Raw genomic sequence first — 15,438 nt, forward strand, 5'->3', positions numbered from 1 at the left:
TTTTATATATAAGGTTATTAAAACCTTTCAATTCCATGACAAAAATAATACTTTTTAAATCGCGGTATAGATACCGAAATCAGTGCATGATGTAAGAAGTAGTATTTTGAGAATCGCGGATGTATTAAGGAACTCATTTAACGATGTAGTCATAACAGGTTCCTACTTAATGAATAGGGTATTTACTGTAAAGATAAATCCTGAGAATGCGATTAATGAGGCTGAGGTCCTCTCAAGCATGTTTAGGGATGTTGCGGTGCTAATTGACGATACCGGCTTCTTAAATTCCCTAGGCTCCTTAAGCATCGCCAAGATAGAGGCTCGCTCGTGATACTCGTTTATGACGTTCACGACATAAGGCCCTTCTGTAATTTAGTGGGTTTACCATGCCTGGAGCCCTGGGACCAGGAAAGCCTAGTTAGGGCCATTAAGGAAAGCCGTGATTATAGTGAGTCCTTTGAGCTACCATACATAGTGAGGTTGGGGCCTTGGTTAGGTATAGATGAGGGCATCAATGGCGTTGGCGTTAGGCGTAGGGAGGCCACGTTTAATAAGAATTGGGGTGAGCCCATGCGTTGGGGACCTAATCGATTATTGGGTAGTTTCCGTAAAGAATTGCCTGAGGAGGTCAGGGTTAGGACTCGTGATAACATTACTATTATTGGGAAGGGTGATGGGGTACTCATATCTGGTTCTGCGTGGTCATTCATTAAGGAGCGCATCGATAAAATCAGTAATTACTCTATGATATTGTCATTATACATAAATCCACTTCCTAAGGATTCGATCAGTATTAAGTACGTCATCGATATTGGGGATTACTTAATGAAGGAGGTCGGTGTTGATAGGCTTATGGTTGATGATATTGATAAATGGTATAACGATTTAATCAATAATGCCGTTAAGCGGCTCTTTTTTTCGGGGACCGGGAGACCCATTGATGCTCATTGAGTGGCTCTTTTCAAAGTATAGGAGACAGGGTGAAGTACCGATAATGGTGATTGACCCATCATACATGCATATAATCAGTACTGAAGGGCTGACGCCAAGCTATGACATGCTCCCAACATTCTTCGAACCGAGGAGTTCGATCAAGTGGTTGATTTTGTGGTGAATCCATTAATGTCAATATTGGCATTTCTAAGGGCTGGTTATGGCTATGGCAGGTTAATAGCGGTGGTTAATCCATGCTCATTATTGAACCAGGAGGATCTGATCCGTGAGATCATTAATACTACTCATGATAATTACCTCATGATAATTCCATTAATTAATGGTGAATGTAATGAGGCTTTAAACGTTTTATCTAAAGTCAGTGCTCAATATAAAGTCGTAAATTACGATCCAGGTAATCCCCTGAGTTCGTTACAGGATGTTCTGGACATCGTTAATTCACGTGGTATAATTGTAATAAATATCTCGGTGAATTCCCTAGGTAAATACGTGTTTAGCATTGTTGATGAGTATTGCGATAATTGCGGTGATTGCTTAAGGATTAATTGTCCAGCAATTCAATTAAATAGGAAACCCGTTATTGATACCAAGGCATGTATTGGCTGCGGTATTTGTCAGTTGGTATGTTCAAGGGGTGCGATAATTAGGATTAAGGTTTCGTGAAAATTATCTAATATTAGTATTTAATTCTATGTGAGATATATAGCATATATAGTAATTTTTCCAATATGCTTGATATATAGCAAGTATACTCTCCCTACCTTATAGGTATTTAAATTCTCCATAAAGGTTGGAAAATGTATGATGGTAACAAAATCAATAATCAGGATTTTAAGAATCAAGGTATTACCAACGCAATTAAGTAAGTCATCAATAAATAGCAACGACCCAGTAAACAGCGGAAGTAAAAATAATCATTATGGCCAAGTTACCGGTCACTTGGTGATCATACCTACACCCTATACATTACCAATAGTGGTGCCTATATACGCTGATGAGAAAACTATTAGGGAGTCAACAAAGGATTATTACTACGTAGTACCATAAAGACACGACGCTTAAGTCTTTTTTAAGCCCTAAAGGGTTAATTAATGTCTATGATGAAACGACGGTCTCTTGATTAAATGATGATGGGTAAATGACTGAGTATGATTATTGCACCTACATTCATAATGCTTAAAATAAGTCATGTTCTATACCTAATAATTAAGGGGATTGTTATTGCACGATATAAAAAGAGGCATTAGGTATTACGTGACAGGTAATGTGGGAGTCCTATTGCTTACCTGGTTTCTTTATGCCATAGGCAATGCGGTAACGTTGCCCTACTTCTCAATCTACCTTAAAATGCTTGGCGCCAATGCAGTGGATATTGGCCTGACCTACTCGGTGTCTATGGTAGCGCAGTTAATGACGATAATACCCGGTGGTTATTTAACGGATACCATTGGTCGTAGATCGTCAATAATCATAGGGACGTGGCTAATAACAATAATGACATACTTAATGGTGATAGCACCAAGTTGGCAATTACTTGCTGTATTCTATGCCTGAGCATGGCAGCGGGTTTTTACCAACCTGCACTGTTGGCGATATTAATAGACTCATTACCACCTGAAAGGTACGCCAGCGGTATCCTGGTGACATCCGTATTGCCCCAAATACCGTGGCTAATCCTACCGCCAATCGGCGGTTTCCTAATTAATAAGTACGGACTACTTGGTATTAGAATTGCCTACCTATTTTCCGCGGTCATATCTACGGCCGTGTCAGTGATTAGGCACTTCACGATTAAGGAAACACTGGGCAATAGCAAGCCGAGAAATATCTCCCTTAGGGAGTTATTGCGTTCCTATTACTCCCTGAGCAACGTGGTTCATCTATCCAATGACTTACTAACCATGTATTTAATAACATTAATAACATACATAGCCGTGATGCCCCTTAACACGTTACTATCGATATACGTTGTATACAGGCTAGAATTGAGTACAGTTTATTGGGGTTACTTGGTATCCACCTCCTACGCAGCATACATAGTCCTAGGTGTTCTCCTATTGTTCTATGTAGATAGGTACAGGAGTAAGTTGCTTATTGTTGGTATCATTATTAACACGCTAGGTAGCGCAATAGGCCTACTCGAAAATGTCTACTCAACCGTTGGGTACATGTTACTCCTACAAATCGGTACCCAGCTAATCATGACCGCAATCCAGAGTGAGTTGGGTAATAGAATTAACATTGACAAGAGGGGTTATGGAATGAGCTTATTAATAACGTTTCAGTTAATTGGACAGACAATAGGTAGTTATGTGGCAGGTGAATTTTATAGGATCAGTACAGAGTCCTTATTCCTGATACCATTAACCCTGTCACTGAGCTTGGTAGTAATTCATTTAAGTAGGTCTCGTCATATTACCCCTAGTGAACAATGACCCTGTCTATAAGCCAGGTTTAGTTATTGCGTTCCTATTCATATCTGGTGCTGTAATTCCAATGTCATATAGTGATAATTCACGGACTCGGTAGCACATGCAGGACAATATTAAACATGATCATTCATTTAAGCAGGCGAAACCAACGGCAGAAGGATTCGGTGTTATTCGGCGGAAGAATTTAATTTCCTTGATTATCCTAACCCCTGTGGTTGTCGTAAGAGCCCTGGTAAGGTGATACTGTATGGGGAACACGCCGTCGTTTACGGCGAGCCAGCCTTAGCCATGGCCATTAATAGGTATGTCTATGTTATGGCAAAGGCTAGGAACGATAATAAGGTGAACATAAATGCGAGAGATCTAAGGTTGGCAGGTGTCTCGGTGACGATTAATGAAGACGGCGATATAGTTGCCAGGACAGATTATGGCGCGGTCATCTCCGCGTTAAGCTACGTTAAGAGGGCGGTTGAGCTAGCCACGGAGTACCTAGATAAGAGGGTTGGCATTGACTTGGAGATACGATCTGAAATGCCTGTTGGCGCTGGGCTAGGCACGTCAGCTGCTGTTGCCGTAGCGACCATATACGCATACATAAAAGAACTGGGTTATGATATTGATAAACGCGAACTGGCACGTCTGGCCTGGCAAGTTGAGAAGGATGTTCAAGGTTCTGCAAGCCCTACGGATACCACAATGGCCACATTCGGCGGTATAATGTATGTGAAACCCGAGGGCAACAACGCGGCGATGGAACCCGTGAAGCCAGGAACCAGTATTCCATTGATTATTGGGTACGTGCCAGGGTGAGCACGACGAAGGACTTGGTGGCCATGGTTAGGAAGAAGTACGAGACCATGAGGGACGTAATAGAGCCGATAATAAGGTCAATAGGGCTAATCACTAGGAAGGGTAGGGAGGCCCTGGAGAAGGGTGACTTGGAGTTAATGGGTGCTCTAATGAACATTAACCATGGACTGCTTGATGCCCTTGGTGTGTCGACTCGGCAGTTAAATGAGATGGTTTATGCTGCCAGAAATGCAGGCGCCCTTGGCTCTAAGTTGACAGGTGCCGGCGGCGGTGGGTGCATGATAGCGTTGTCCGATAGGGTAGAGGTTGAGAAGGCAGTGGAACTCGTGGGCGGTTCCGCATTAAGGGCCAGGTTGGATATTAATGGCGCGATTATCGAGAGTGATGATTAATTGGCTTATTATGAATAAAAGTATTTATTAAGGGTGCTTAATATCGATTACTTAGCGATAAGCGGAATGCAAGTAGGCAATATTTACATACCCGATACGTCGGTGTTCTTGGATGGAAGCCTAAAGGAGGCAATATTGAGGGGTAACATCAAGGGTAGGTTATTGATACATACAGAGATAATTAGGAAGTTTGAGGGCGAGGCTAGGTCTGGTGGCGCATTGGGTTGGTTGGGTATTAGGGAATTGAATTACATCATGGACTCAATAAATAAGCTCGGCCTCGAGGATGTAAGGGTTGAGTACGTATCGACACTCCCAAAGTCAATACCAAGGCCTGACCAGCACTCGGTTGATGAGATCGTTAGGGAATTGGCCAGGGAATTAGGCGCAATACTGGTGACGAGTGATGAGATGAATTTTGAGATTTCACGGGCTATGGGTATTGAAACGCTATTCATTGGTCAGCATAAGGATAAACTGGAGATTGAGAGGTTCTTCGATAACGACACTATGTCCGTCCACTTAAAGGAGGGTTCAATACCCTATGCCAAGAAGGGTAGGCCGGGAAGTTGGCAATTAGTGCCTCTCGGTAGTGAACCGCTTAGTAGGGAGTACCTGGAGAGGATGGTTAGGGAATTGATATCGGCATCACTCATGGCCAATAGTAACACCAGGGTTGAGATTAGGAGGGAGAACTCACTCATTATTCAGCACAGTGAGTATAGAATTGTCATTGCGTTACCCCCCGTTTCTGATGGGATTGAGATAACGGCAGTTAGGCCATTAATTAAGCGTAAACTTGAGGATTATTCACTGCACCCAAAGGTTCTTGATAGACTGAGTAGGCAGGCCGAGGGAATACTAATAGCCGGCCCACCAGGTGCTGGTAAGACAACCTTTGCCCAGGCTCTGGCGGAGTATTACATGAACCTTGGCAAGATCGTTAAGACCGTGGAATCACCTAGAGACATGATACTGCCTAATGAAATAACGCAGATATCAAAGACCTACGCAACGTCCGAAGAAGTTCACGACCTACTGCTGCTGTCGAGACCGGACTTCACGATTTTTGACGAGATGAGAGATACGGCCGACTTCCAATTATACATAGACCTTAGGCTGGCGGGTGTTGGCATGGTAGGTGTTGTCCACGCAACAAGCCCCATAGATGCGATTCAGAGGTTCATAGGCAGGACTGAGCTTGGCATGCTACCATCAATAATAGACACGGTCCTCTTTATGAAGGATGGCGAGGTTCAGAGGGTGTATAGTCTCGAGCTTACTGTCAAGGTCCCCGAGGGTATGAGCGAGGAGGACTTGGCGAGGCCCGTGGTCATTGTTAAGGATTTCATAAATGATACTGTTGAGTATGAGGTTTACGTGTTTGGCGAAGAGATCTTCGTAACGCCTATCAGTAGGTCACGTAGGATTGGTCAGGCAGTTAATGATAAGAGGTTGATTAGTAGGATTATTAGGGTTTTGAGGAAGTATGTGCCACCAGAGGAGATATCAATAGTTAGGGGCGAGGATGGCTCGGTAATAATCCAAGTACCTGACGCATACATAGGCGCTGTCATCTCCAAGGGGCTGCCTAAACTTGAGAATATTAGGAGGAAGTTTAATGTTCAACTTAAGGTAAGGCCGAAGGAACATTGACGAAACGCAACATATATAAGCACTTTTATAACTATTGTCAGGATAATATGAGTTCAATGAAAAAGCCCGTGGTAGCTGATTCGGATACTTATTCGAATTATTATAATTACTATGGAAATTATCAAACAGATAATAATTATTATAATGATACAATGACATATTATCAATATCCATATAACACACAAACTCTTCAGTATCCACAGGACCAATATCCATATTATTATTACTATTATGAGGACAAGGCAATAACTGGAATTAACTACCTAGACTCATACATACTTAGTGGTGGGTTCAAGAGAGGTGAGGTTTACCTGATAGCCGGTGAGGCTGGCACTGGTAAGACCATATTCAGCCTAACATTCCTAAGGACAGGTGCCGAGCTTGGCGAGGTGGGTATGTACGTAACGGTTGACGAACCTTCAGAGGACGTTAAAAGAGGTGTTAGGGATGCCCTTGGTTGGGATTTAGATTCCTATGAGAAGAACGGTAAACTAATAATGGCTGATTTCAGGACATACTTCAGGATTTATGCGCGGGATGAGAAGATAACTCTTGATCCAAAGGACCTGGCTAAGATGATTATTGAGCAGGTTAAGAAGTATGATGTTAAGAGACTCGTCATTGATCCGATTGCGCCATTAATAATAATGAGTCACCAAGACGTTATTTGGATTAGGGAGTACCTGAGGGAGTTGGTGTTCCAGCTTAAGAAACTTAAGGATGTGACTACGATAATGACCTCGGAAATACCCACGGGTGAGGAGAATAAGCTCAGTAGGTTTGGCGTTGAGGAGTATCTTGCGAGTGGCGTGATTATGCTATCCCTCAGGGAGGTATCAATGATTAATAGTAACTTTGGGTGTTTAGCAGGATTATGTTTATTAGGAAGATGAGGTGGATGCCGATTAAACCAATAAAGCTTGTATACGATATAGCCGCGCCTTATGGTATTTATGTGATAGGCCCCTTGAATAATGAGGTTACGTTGAGGAGTATCTGCGGGCATCAGTACGCGATGGAACAGTACTCACAGGGCTATTACTACTACCCGCAGCAGTATTACACGTCTCAATACTACGAGACGCAGCAATAAGCATTAATTTTGCTTATAGAGCGTATTGATTCGGGCACGATTGCCTTAGAGGAAAACCGCCCTGGCCCTCACTTAGGGCAAGGAATAAAGAACTATTAAGTAGTAACGTGGTCAAGAGAACCTAACTCATAGCCAGAGCCTACGTCAAGCTCAATTAACCCTTTCACCTACTAAGCCCGTTACCCTAGTAAAATACCCGCAATAAATTAATTAAGAGATAAGCAGGTGCTAAGGCTGCAGTGGCGCCAAATCCATTAATTGAGGCTTTCACGAACCTAGTCAATAGGATTAGGGGGTTGAATTATATAGACGAGGCAACGCTCAAAGAGGTATTAAGAGAAATACAGAGGATCTTATTGAAGGCTGACGTTAGTGCTGACGTTGTTTTATCAATAACAAAAGCAATTGAGGAAAGGTTTAGGCAGGAGAAGCTCCCCAGGGCATCACAAGTAAGGAATTCCTTCTATACCTCCTATACCAGGAATTAGTTAAGGCGCTTGGCGGTGAGGAAATACCAAACGTCAATATTAGTAAAAGACCATATAGGTTAATGCTGATCGGCATTGAGGGCAGCGGCAAGACAACATCAGCGGCTAAACTGGCCAGATTTTATATCAAGAGGAATCTAAGGGTTGGGCTTATTGAGACCGATACATATAGGCCCGGCGCATATCATCAGCTTAAGCAACTAGCTGAAAAAAATTAATGCCCTGTTTTATGGCGAGGAGGACTCTAAAGATCCCATAGCCATACTTAGGCACGGCCTTGAGCACATGCAGAGGAATAGGGTTGACTTGATAATAATTGATACGGCAGGTAGGCATAAGAATGAGGAGGAGCTACTGAAGGAGGCCAAGGCTATTTATGATGAGGCTAAGCCTGACGAGGTCATGCTCGTGATCGATGCTACAGTCGGTAGACAGGCCGCTGCCCAAACAGAGGCCTTCATGAAGTACGTACCAATACATAGTGTTTTTCTAACGAAGATGGATAGCACCGCAAAGGCTGGTGGTGCATTAACCTCGGTTATAAAGAGCGGCGCGAGGATTAAGTTCATTGGCGTTGGTGAGGATATTGATGAGATTGAGGTCTTTGATGCTAATAAGTACGTATCAAGATTACTAGGTATGGGCGACCTTGAGGCATTGATTGAGAAGGTAAGGGCTATTGAGGAGGAGAGCAAGATCATGGAGGAGATCGAGGAGGGCAAGATAAACCTACTAACCATTAAGAAACAGATCGACTCAATAATGAAGCTTGGGCCCCTCAGTAAGATCCTGGAGTTATTACCAAGTAGTATGTTGCCGATGCAGTATAGGGCTGTGATGCTTGATGAGGAGAAAATGAGCAATGCCCAGGATATGCTCAGGAGGTGGAGGCACATACTCGATTCGATGACCAAGGAAGAGTTGCTGAACCCGGATATTGTTAATGCATCTAGAATACGTAGGATAGCCAGGGGCGCTGGGGTAACTCCTAAGGACGTTAAGGAGTTATTGAATTACTATCAATTGATGAAGAGGATGGTTAATCAGTTAAAGAAGTCACGTAGGAGACTGGGCAGGTTGGTTAGTGAGTAATTATAGCTGTATTAATGGTATGTACAATTCCCTCTCGGTTAAGCCTCCATGCTGACCCCTGAGGTTAGTAATTCCTCATTGTCCGGCTTATACAGGTAGATGAAGGCTGAGCCACTATTGGGTATGAAGATTACGTCACCAACCCTGTCAATCACATTGCTTGAAGTCTCACCAAATAGGCCCATGTTAATCGCATCATCTCTACTTAGGAAGTGCCCGGCCACGTTATGCCTACTGAGTAATGCTGTTAGTTCATCAATACTCGACTTATCACTGAGCTTGAGGTATACGGCCCTGGCATCGCCGTAGGGTGGTACATGAAGGTGTCTCATTAATCCCTGAACATCATTGGCCTTAACATTACTCCTGACCTCGTCATGTCCGTGATCCGCCGTTATCAAGACCGTGGCATCAGCCATGTACTTCTTAGCCATCCTAATCACGGAATCCACGGTCTCCCTAATCACGGCATTGCATTCCTCGGAGTCCGGCCCATACTTATGCGCTGCTGAGTCTACCGTGGTTATGTATATGTGCACGAAACTAACCCTATACTCACTCAGGAACTTTGATGCATTTATTATCGCGTCGTATGGCGTTACGTACTCCACAATCTCAGCACCTGCGTAGGTTATTCTTGATAAGCCGCCGGATAGGCCCTTAGGAACATACACCCTACTTCTTATACCCATGTTGCCCAGCTCCTCAAATATTGTAGACTTTATTGGGAAGAGCTTCTTTAGGTCATAACCCATTTTATGTAGTCCATCCCTCTCACCAATTACGGGACCCATGGATAGGGTATTGACTATTGTTCCGATTTCCTTAATGTAGACATTAGGGCCGAAGACGCCGTGCTGGCCAGGACTTAGGCCTGTGAATAGTGTTGTTAATACCGTGGATGTGGTTGTTGGAAAAACCGAGGTTATCCTATATAGTCTACTTACGGGTAATGAATTGCCCATGGCATTTATTAAATCCAGGTAACTAAGGCCATCAATTAGTATTAGGACTACGCGATCGTTAATGTCAAGGTCAAGCCTTAACTTAGGACCCCTAGGTACCGCGCCAAAATGCGATAGTAATGTATTAGCTAGATTCTGAATGCTTAAGTCTGAATAATTAGGTATCGCTAATTCGCTCATTGTTCTTGTTCATAATGATTTTAAACAATTTTAATTTTTTTTAACTATTCCTATAAGGTAATAGCTTAGATGCTGACCTTAATCCTGTATCTAGTCCTGCCCCTAACTATTGTCAGGTCAAATGCCCTATTACCCTCAATGAACTTCCTAGTCATGTGAACCTTTAACTGAACGATACTTGATAATTCCTCATCATCAATAGCCGTAATTATATCACCCTGCCTAATGCCAGCATCATCAGCTGGAGAACCTGGTAAAACCTTAACTACTAAAACCCCCTTCTCCACGGGTAATCTAAAGTACCTAGCCAGGGGTTTATTAATGTCGGTACCGAATATGCCCAGTCTCGGTCTAACGACCCTACCAAACCTCAGTATCTCATCTATTGTTAACTTAACCAGGTTTATGGGCACAGCAAAACCAATACCCTGGGCACCAGCTATTATTGCGGTGTTCATGCCCACGACCTCACCATCAAGGTTAAGTAATGGACACCTGAATTTCCCGGATTTATCGCCGCGTCCGTCTGTATTAAGCCCTCAAGAACACCCACTGGCGTATTTATGCTTCTACCAATTGCTGAAATAACGCCGAGAGTGACCGTTGGTTCACCAAGCAAACCAAGTGGGTAGCCTATGGCTATGACCATCTGCCCCACCTTGAGTTTATCAGAATCACCGAGCTTGACGGACCTAACTGACCTAGCGCCCTCAACCCTAATTAATGCTGCATCAAACTCTGGGTCTCTACCTAGTAATTCACCCTCATACTCATCGCCCTCTGGTGTCACTATCACCAATTCGGCCGCATCATGAACCACGTGATTCGCCGTAACTATATGCTTATTATCAATGAAGAATCCCGTGCCAATACCCCTGACTGGAGTTGCGTTTAACCATTCATCAACCATGAGCCTAGTCGTTATTATACTTACGACTGAGGATCTCATCTCATTAACTATGTCTATAATCCTTGACTCCACGTCCTTACTCACAGGTAATTGGTGCAACCAGATGTATTAAGTATTATGGTAATGGAAAGGATTTATTTAACCCGCCTTAGTTCGTTAATGGGAAATGCGCAGGGTATGTGCATTGTGTGGCAGGGAGACTGATATATTGATTGAGGGATTATGCCCAGACTGCTATAGGAAGACGCACCCGCTTGCCAGGGTGAAGAGGGATGTGGTGGGTATTGTTAGGTGCCAAGCTGTGGCGCAATACTCTACAGGGGCAGGTGGGTGAAGGATCCAAGGGTTATTGAGAAGTTAATACTCGAGTCCATAGAGTACATGGGCAGGGTCACCAATGCATCCATCGAAACCCTGAGTTTGAGGCATGGGTTGAATACGGCGGTGGTTAAGGTCAGGGGTTCGGTTCATGGACTCATTAGCGACTATGACGAAGAGGTTAATGTCAGGGTTAGGTATAGTGAGGAGCTGTGTCCAAGGTGTAGGGATATGATTAATGAAAGGGAAAGAGCGGTCATACAGGTTAGGAGTGCCGTGCCGATGAATGGCCTACTAAAGAGGTTGATAATTGATGTTGTTAGGAAGGAAACCATTAAGAATGAAAGAAGTGGTTTTTTTAAAGATTGAGGATACGGAGGAGGGGCTCGACATTAAGTTATCGGATCAAAGCCTCGCTAGGTCCATAGCCTATAAGATACATAAGGCGGTGCCGAGCAGGGTAACCGAGAGCCAGAGTGTGGTTAGGGGACACGGTGATAAGGTAATTACCAAGTTAAGTATTAGCGTGGCTTTGGTTCCTCTGAGCCGTGGCTCAGTGATTATTTACTTAAATAGGCCATATTACGTGCTTTCTTACTCGCAGGGGACATTTAGGCTAATGGAGTTGGGTAGTAGGGAGATTATTAATGTTAGGTTGAGTGAAATTATTAAGGATGGTATATCGGTGCCAAGTTATGAGACCAGGTGTGTTGAAGATCGAGGATCAAGGTCCCTGGAAATTATGATAGGTAATGATAGGTATGTGCTCAATGGTATGTGCTGATGATAAAGGTTGGGTTTATAAAGGTATGAGATTTATTATCGCAGATGCCCAAGGAAAATCAGCAGGGAAGTAAAACACGATTACCTGAGGAGGGTGAAATGCTTGCCAAGGTAATAGAGCTTGTTGGTGATGATAGGGCAAAGGCCGTGTGCCAGGATGGCAAGATTAGGCTCGTGAGGATACCAGGTAAGTATAGGAAGAAGATGTGGCTTAGGGTTGGTGATTACATACTGGTTGCGCCTTGGGACTTCGAACCAAATAGGGCGGATTTAATATATAAGTACGAGAAGAACGAGGTCAACGAATTAAGGCAAAGCGGTTATGCGGATGTTTTGAGTCAATTAGATGAATTGGCTGGGTAATCATTTAAGGCTAAGTCTCTTAATGAGCTCCCTAGCTATCTCCTCAGGCTACCCTCGATGAATTGGCGTAGGCGCTCACGAGGCCTTAATTCCTTCAGCTCTGTAACAGCTGTTAGTGAGCCATTAAAGCCAACTTCATCCTCCGTGAGCCCAAGGTCCTTGATACCCCACACCATTGTCTTAAACTGGTCCTGGGCCCATTGTAGTCTCTCGAAGTCCGGAAACCTCGGTGCATTAACCCCAAGCTCTACTGATAATACGGCTGGCATCTTAACCTTAACGTTTTCGTAACCTCCCTTAATCGTTCTCCTAACAATTATTGAGTCCTCGGTCACGTCAATGACTTGGGAAACGTAGGTAACAACGGGGATCCCCAACCACTCGGCTATGCCAGGTGGTACCTGGCCCGTTGAGCCATCCTCGCTCTCCTCGCCGGTAATTACAAGCGAGTAATCACCTATTTTCTTAATGGCGGCTGCAAGTACCTTTGACGTTACAAAGGCGTCAGAGCCTCCTAAGGCCCTGTCGCTTATTAGTACTGCATCATCGGCGCCCATGGCTATGCCCATCTTTATGAATTGGTCCCAGAATGGTGGTCCCATGGACAGTATTATTACCCTACCGTCATACTTCTCCTTAAGCTGTAGTGCAAGTTCAAGGGCGTTCTTATCAGCTGGGTTTATCTCATTCGTCGCCTTTGACCTATCAACAGTCTTAGTGACCGGGTCAAACCTTATCTCCTCAGGCTTTGGTGTTACCTTCATCGTGACTATTATGTTCTTAAGGGAAGCCATCACTTACCACCCCTCAACTCCTTTATCAATGCCTTAAGCACATCGAATAAGTCAGCCACGACGCAGTAATCACAATTCTCAAATATTGGTGCCTCCCTATCCGTATTAACCGCAACTATCGTACCGCAGTCCCTAATACCATAAACAAAGTGTGGAGCGCCGCTGGCACCAAATACAAACACGGTCTTAGCCCTCAATGAGACACCCGTGGTGCCTATCTGGTAGTCCCTGGGCATTATGCCCATGTCTGCGAGTGGTCTTGTGACGCCGACAGCGGCGCCTATTAGGTTTGCGAATTCCTTAATCAATTCTAAATCACCTCCAGTCCCAAGCCCTGCCACAACGACCTTCTCAGCCTTGATAGGTCAGGCATTGGTGAGGTCTTCTTCTCCACGAGCTCAATCCTACGCTTCTTTATTAGGTCCTCAGGCACGGACTCCATGATTACTGAAGCCTCCTTATCGCTTGGCCTTGCCTCGTAAGTACCTGGACTTACGGTAGCCATCTCAGGCTTACCTCCCGTGCAGACAACCGTGGCGACTATATTACCGCCGAAACCTGGTACTGCCGTGACTAATTTCCTATCCTTCTCATCAATATCAACCATGATTACGTGCGCACTAAGGCAGGTCCTAAATCTCACGGCCAATCTACCGGCTAAGTCCCTGGAGTTCCTGGTGGCTGGTAGCAATAGGTACCTGGCCTATATTTATTGATTAGGTATGCCATGATCTCTGTGTACGTATCACTATTGTAGTGCATCAGGTCTGGGTGATCAACTACTATGAGCTTATCAGCGCCATACTTAGAGGACTCCTTAACAAGATTATCAACTTCATGACCTAGTAATATTCCGAGAACCTCCTCACTAAACTTCCTACCTAACTCGCCAGCCCTCGTTAGGACTTCAAGCGATGCCCTCTCTAGCTCGCCATTGTCTTGTTCGATAAATACGGATATACCCTCCACTCACTCATGTCAATCACCCATAACACTATCTAGGAATTCCACCAGGTCCATAACCCTCAGGTTTGTTTTCACTACCTTATTCGCATCCTCAAGCATCCTGAAGCAGTATGTACATGCCGTGAGTACTACCGATGCGCCCGTATCAACTGCTTCCTTCAACCTGCGTTTCGATAGTTCAGTGGATACCCTGGTCTCAAGGGCTATACCCCCACCACCGGCACCGCAACACAGCGACTTCTCCCTTGAGTGAGCCATCTCAACGAGCCTAACCCCTGGTATTGACGTGATTACCCTCCTGGCTCTTCAATGATTCTTTGATGCTTAGATAGGTAGCATGGGTCGTGATAAGTCACGGTAATATCAACCTTTTTGTCGATCTTTAACTTACCACTGCGTATAAGCTCATCAAGTAACTCAACGTAGTGAACAACCCTAACGCCTTTAAGATACTTCTTAAGTGAGTATTCACAATGCGGCGATAGTGTAACTATTATTGGAGCTTAATGCTATTCATTATTGAGTCCCTTAACTTGGTCGTATACTCCTCATAGAATGCCCTATTGCCCGTGTGGAGTATTATGTCACCGCAGCAGGACAGGCCTGTGTACATACCCACCTTAAGGCCTGCCTTAGTCAATACCCTGATCAAAGCCTTAATATGTCTCTGAAGCCTTGGGTCGCCAACCGATAGGCAACATGGGTATATCACAACGTCTGGATTCTCATTATTAATTAAACCACTGAATTGAGCTAGGAACCTCTTCTTGTCAGTGACGGTGTAACCCCATGGGTTCTGGTTCTCGTATATCTTCCAGAGTATCTCATTGATCTTTGTTGGGAATATCTTGGACTTCATTGCCATGGTCCTAATAACCTCCACGAGATTAACGATCTCAACATTATTGGGGCACAGGGCTTGGCATGTGCCGCAGGTAACGCAGTCCCAAATGACCTTGAAGTCCTTTGGGTCAACAACGCCAAGTTGGGCTTTCTTAACGATGAGCCTTATATTATAAGACTCATCAGTTATTGGGCAGTAAGTACTACATGTACCGCATTGGTAACAAAGGCTCAGTGTGGGTACTACCTTAAGGAGCTCCTCCCTAAGACCAAAGTTAACGGTCACCGGCATGCCCATCACCTCAATTGCTTTATTCTTTGTTTCGTCATTTCAATCTCCTCCTTAGTCACGGTCTTAACGACCCTCTCAGCCTCCTTCATAGCCTCGACAAGGTCAAC

24 protein-coding genes and 2 pseudogenes are annotated in these 15,438 nt (G+C 44.3%); 17 read left to right on the forward strand and 9 right to left on the reverse strand.

Features of this window, described 5'->3' with window-relative positions:
- Positions 1 to 82: 82 nt before the first annotated feature.
- From JCM16159_RS16000 to JCM16159_RS19010, 14 genes and pseudogenes are all read left to right on the forward strand, one after another.
- Complete coding sequence (locus JCM16159_RS16000) at positions 83 to 331, forward strand: hypothetical protein (RefSeq protein ID WP_243666285.1); 249 nt, start codon at positions 83 to 85, stop codon at positions 329 to 331.
- The gene (locus JCM16159_RS16005; RefSeq protein WP_243666286.1) at positions 328 to 951 is read left to right on the forward strand and encodes a hypothetical protein; all 624 of its coding nucleotides are present in this window, start codon (positions 328 to 330) and stop codon (positions 949 to 951) included. The genes JCM16159_RS16000 and JCM16159_RS16005 overlap by 4 nt, the downstream gene beginning before the upstream one ends.
- Positions 941 to 1,114: a hypothetical protein gene (locus JCM16159_RS16010; RefSeq protein ID WP_243666287.1), complete on the forward strand. Its 174-nt coding sequence runs from the start codon at positions 941 to 943 to the stop codon at positions 1,112 to 1,114. The genes JCM16159_RS16005 and JCM16159_RS16010 overlap by 11 nt, the downstream gene beginning before the upstream one ends.
- On the forward strand, positions 1,111 to 1,617 hold the full coding sequence (locus JCM16159_RS16015) for a 4Fe-4S binding protein (protein ID WP_243666288.1): 507 nt from the start codon (positions 1,111 to 1,113) through the stop codon (positions 1,615 to 1,617). Before JCM16159_RS16010 ends, JCM16159_RS16015 begins: the two co-directional genes overlap by 4 nt.
- 138 nt (positions 1,618 to 1,755) lie before the next feature.
- Positions 1,756 to 2,001, forward strand: coding sequence for a hypothetical protein (locus JCM16159_RS07410; RefSeq protein ID WP_054857410.1), 246 nt, complete (start codon positions 1,756 to 1,758; stop codon positions 1,999 to 2,001).
- Positions 2,002 to 2,175: 174 nt separating this feature from the next.
- On the forward strand, positions 2,176 to 2,508 hold the full coding sequence (locus tag JCM16159_RS07415; RefSeq protein ID WP_243666289.1) for an MFS transporter: 333 nt from the start codon (positions 2,176 to 2,178) through the stop codon (positions 2,506 to 2,508).
- Positions 2,509 to 2,510: 2 nt separating this feature from the next.
- Positions 2,511 to 3,389: an MFS transporter gene (locus JCM16159_RS07420; RefSeq protein ID WP_054857412.1), complete on the forward strand. Its 879-nt coding sequence runs from the start codon at positions 2,511 to 2,513 to the stop codon at positions 3,387 to 3,389.
- A gap of 234 nt (positions 3,390 to 3,623) precedes the next feature.
- Complete coding sequence (locus JCM16159_RS16020; protein ID WP_243666290.1) at positions 3,624 to 4,196, forward strand: mevalonate kinase; 573 nt, start codon at positions 3,624 to 3,626, stop codon at positions 4,194 to 4,196.
- Entirely contained in the window at positions 4,193 to 4,588 is a 396-nt protein-coding gene (locus JCM16159_RS16025) for a hypothetical protein (protein ID WP_243666291.1), read from the forward strand. The genes JCM16159_RS16020 and JCM16159_RS16025 overlap by 4 nt, the downstream gene beginning before the upstream one ends.
- 66 nt (positions 4,589 to 4,654) lie before the next feature.
- Positions 4,655 to 6,244: a PINc/VapC family ATPase gene (locus JCM16159_RS07430; RefSeq protein WP_054857420.1), complete on the forward strand. Its 1,590-nt coding sequence runs from the start codon at positions 4,655 to 4,657 to the stop codon at positions 6,242 to 6,244.
- 47 nt (positions 6,245 to 6,291) lie between these two features.
- Positions 6,292 to 7,337, forward strand: a pseudogene (locus JCM16159_RS07435) (ATPase domain-containing protein).
- A gap of 239 nt (positions 7,338 to 7,576) precedes the next feature.
- Positions 7,577 to 7,825 (forward strand): signal recognition particle receptor subunit alpha, encoded by a 249-nt coding sequence (locus JCM16159_RS19000; protein WP_367834378.1) that lies wholly within the window; start codon positions 7,577 to 7,579, stop codon positions 7,823 to 7,825.
- 62 nt (positions 7,826 to 7,887) lie between these two features.
- On the forward strand, positions 7,888 to 8,043 hold the full coding sequence (locus tag JCM16159_RS19005; protein ID WP_367834379.1) for a hypothetical protein: 156 nt from the start codon (positions 7,888 to 7,890) through the stop codon (positions 8,041 to 8,043).
- A gap of 43 nt (positions 8,044 to 8,086) precedes the next feature.
- Positions 8,087 to 8,917 carry a hypothetical protein gene (locus tag JCM16159_RS19010; RefSeq protein WP_367834385.1) on the forward strand — a complete coding sequence of 277 codons (831 nt, stop codon included), beginning with the start codon at positions 8,087 to 8,089 and terminating at the stop codon, positions 8,915 to 8,917.
- 38 nt (positions 8,918 to 8,955) lie between these two features.
- Here the strand turns inward: JCM16159_RS19010 and JCM16159_RS07445 are convergent, their stop codons facing one another.
- The 3 genes from JCM16159_RS07445 to JCM16159_RS16035 form a co-directional block, all read right to left on the reverse strand.
- Complete coding sequence (locus tag JCM16159_RS07445) at positions 8,956 to 10,062, reverse strand: alkaline phosphatase family protein (protein ID WP_243666292.1); 1,107 nt, start codon at positions 10,060 to 10,062, stop codon at positions 8,956 to 8,958.
- A gap of 65 nt (positions 10,063 to 10,127) precedes the next feature.
- Complete coding sequence (locus tag JCM16159_RS16030; protein WP_243666306.1) at positions 10,128 to 10,520, reverse strand: S1C family serine protease; 393 nt, start codon at positions 10,518 to 10,520, stop codon at positions 10,128 to 10,130.
- A complete protein-coding gene (locus JCM16159_RS16035; protein ID WP_243666293.1) occupies positions 10,517 to 11,056 on the reverse strand; it encodes a S1C family serine protease in 540 nt (179 codons plus the stop codon). Before JCM16159_RS16035 ends, JCM16159_RS16030 begins: the two co-directional genes overlap by 4 nt.
- Positions 11,057 to 11,138: 82 nt before the next feature.
- On the opposite strand from JCM16159_RS16035, the pseudogene JCM16159_RS19015 reads away from it, so the two are divergent.
- The 3 genes and pseudogenes from JCM16159_RS19015 (at position 11,139) to JCM16159_RS07460 (ending at position 12,436) form a co-directional block, all read left to right on the forward strand.
- Positions 11,139 to 11,659: pseudogene (locus tag JCM16159_RS19015) on the forward strand (NMD3-related protein).
- Positions 11,640 to 12,074 (forward strand): NMD3-related protein, encoded by a 435-nt coding sequence (locus JCM16159_RS19020; protein WP_367834380.1) that lies wholly within the window; start codon positions 11,640 to 11,642, stop codon positions 12,072 to 12,074. The pseudogene JCM16159_RS19015 and the gene JCM16159_RS19020 overlap by 20 nt, the downstream one beginning before the upstream one ends.
- Positions 12,075 to 12,118: 44 nt before the next feature.
- Entirely contained in the window at positions 12,119 to 12,436 is a 318-nt protein-coding gene (locus JCM16159_RS07460; RefSeq protein WP_054857413.1) for a translation initiation factor aIF-1A, read from the forward strand.
- A gap of 35 nt (positions 12,437 to 12,471) precedes the next feature.
- On the opposite strand, the gene JCM16159_RS07465 is transcribed toward JCM16159_RS07460, so the two are convergent.
- The 6 genes from JCM16159_RS07465 to JCM16159_RS16055 all read right to left on the reverse strand — a co-directional run bounded on the left by JCM16159_RS07465 (position 12,472) and on the right by JCM16159_RS16055 (position 15,331).
- Positions 12,472 to 13,230, reverse strand: coding sequence for an electron transfer flavoprotein subunit beta/FixA family protein (locus tag JCM16159_RS07465; RefSeq protein ID WP_054857421.1), 759 nt, complete (start codon positions 13,228 to 13,230; stop codon positions 12,472 to 12,474).
- On the reverse strand, positions 13,230 to 13,571 hold the full coding sequence (locus JCM16159_RS16040; protein ID WP_243666294.1) for an electron transfer flavoprotein subunit alpha/FixB family protein: 342 nt from the start codon (positions 13,569 to 13,571) through the stop codon (positions 13,230 to 13,232). The genes JCM16159_RS07465 and JCM16159_RS16040 overlap by 1 nt, the downstream gene beginning before the upstream one ends.
- Complete coding sequence (locus JCM16159_RS19025) at positions 13,541 to 13,921, reverse strand: hypothetical protein (protein ID WP_367834381.1); 381 nt, start codon at positions 13,919 to 13,921, stop codon at positions 13,541 to 13,543. The genes JCM16159_RS16040 and JCM16159_RS19025 overlap by 31 nt, the downstream gene beginning before the upstream one ends.
- Positions 13,888 to 14,199 (reverse strand): hypothetical protein, encoded by a 312-nt coding sequence (locus JCM16159_RS19030; RefSeq protein ID WP_367834382.1) that lies wholly within the window; start codon positions 14,197 to 14,199, stop codon positions 13,888 to 13,890. Before JCM16159_RS19030 ends, JCM16159_RS19025 begins: the two co-directional genes overlap by 34 nt.
- Before the next feature lie 9 nt (positions 14,200 to 14,208).
- On the reverse strand, positions 14,209 to 14,454 hold the full coding sequence (locus JCM16159_RS16050; protein WP_243666295.1) for a heterodisulfide reductase-related iron-sulfur binding cluster: 246 nt from the start codon (positions 14,452 to 14,454) through the stop codon (positions 14,209 to 14,211).
- Between the two features lie 235 nt (positions 14,455 to 14,689).
- Positions 14,690 to 15,331, reverse strand: coding sequence for a (Fe-S)-binding protein (locus tag JCM16159_RS16055; protein ID WP_243666296.1), 642 nt, complete (start codon positions 15,329 to 15,331; stop codon positions 14,690 to 14,692).
- Positions 15,332 to 15,438 lie beyond the last annotated feature (107 nt).

It is taken from the genome of Vulcanisaeta sp. JCM 16159 (assembly GCF_001316265.1).
Taxonomy (GTDB): Archaea; Thermoproteota; Thermoprotei; order Thermoproteales; family Thermocladiaceae; genus Vulcanisaeta.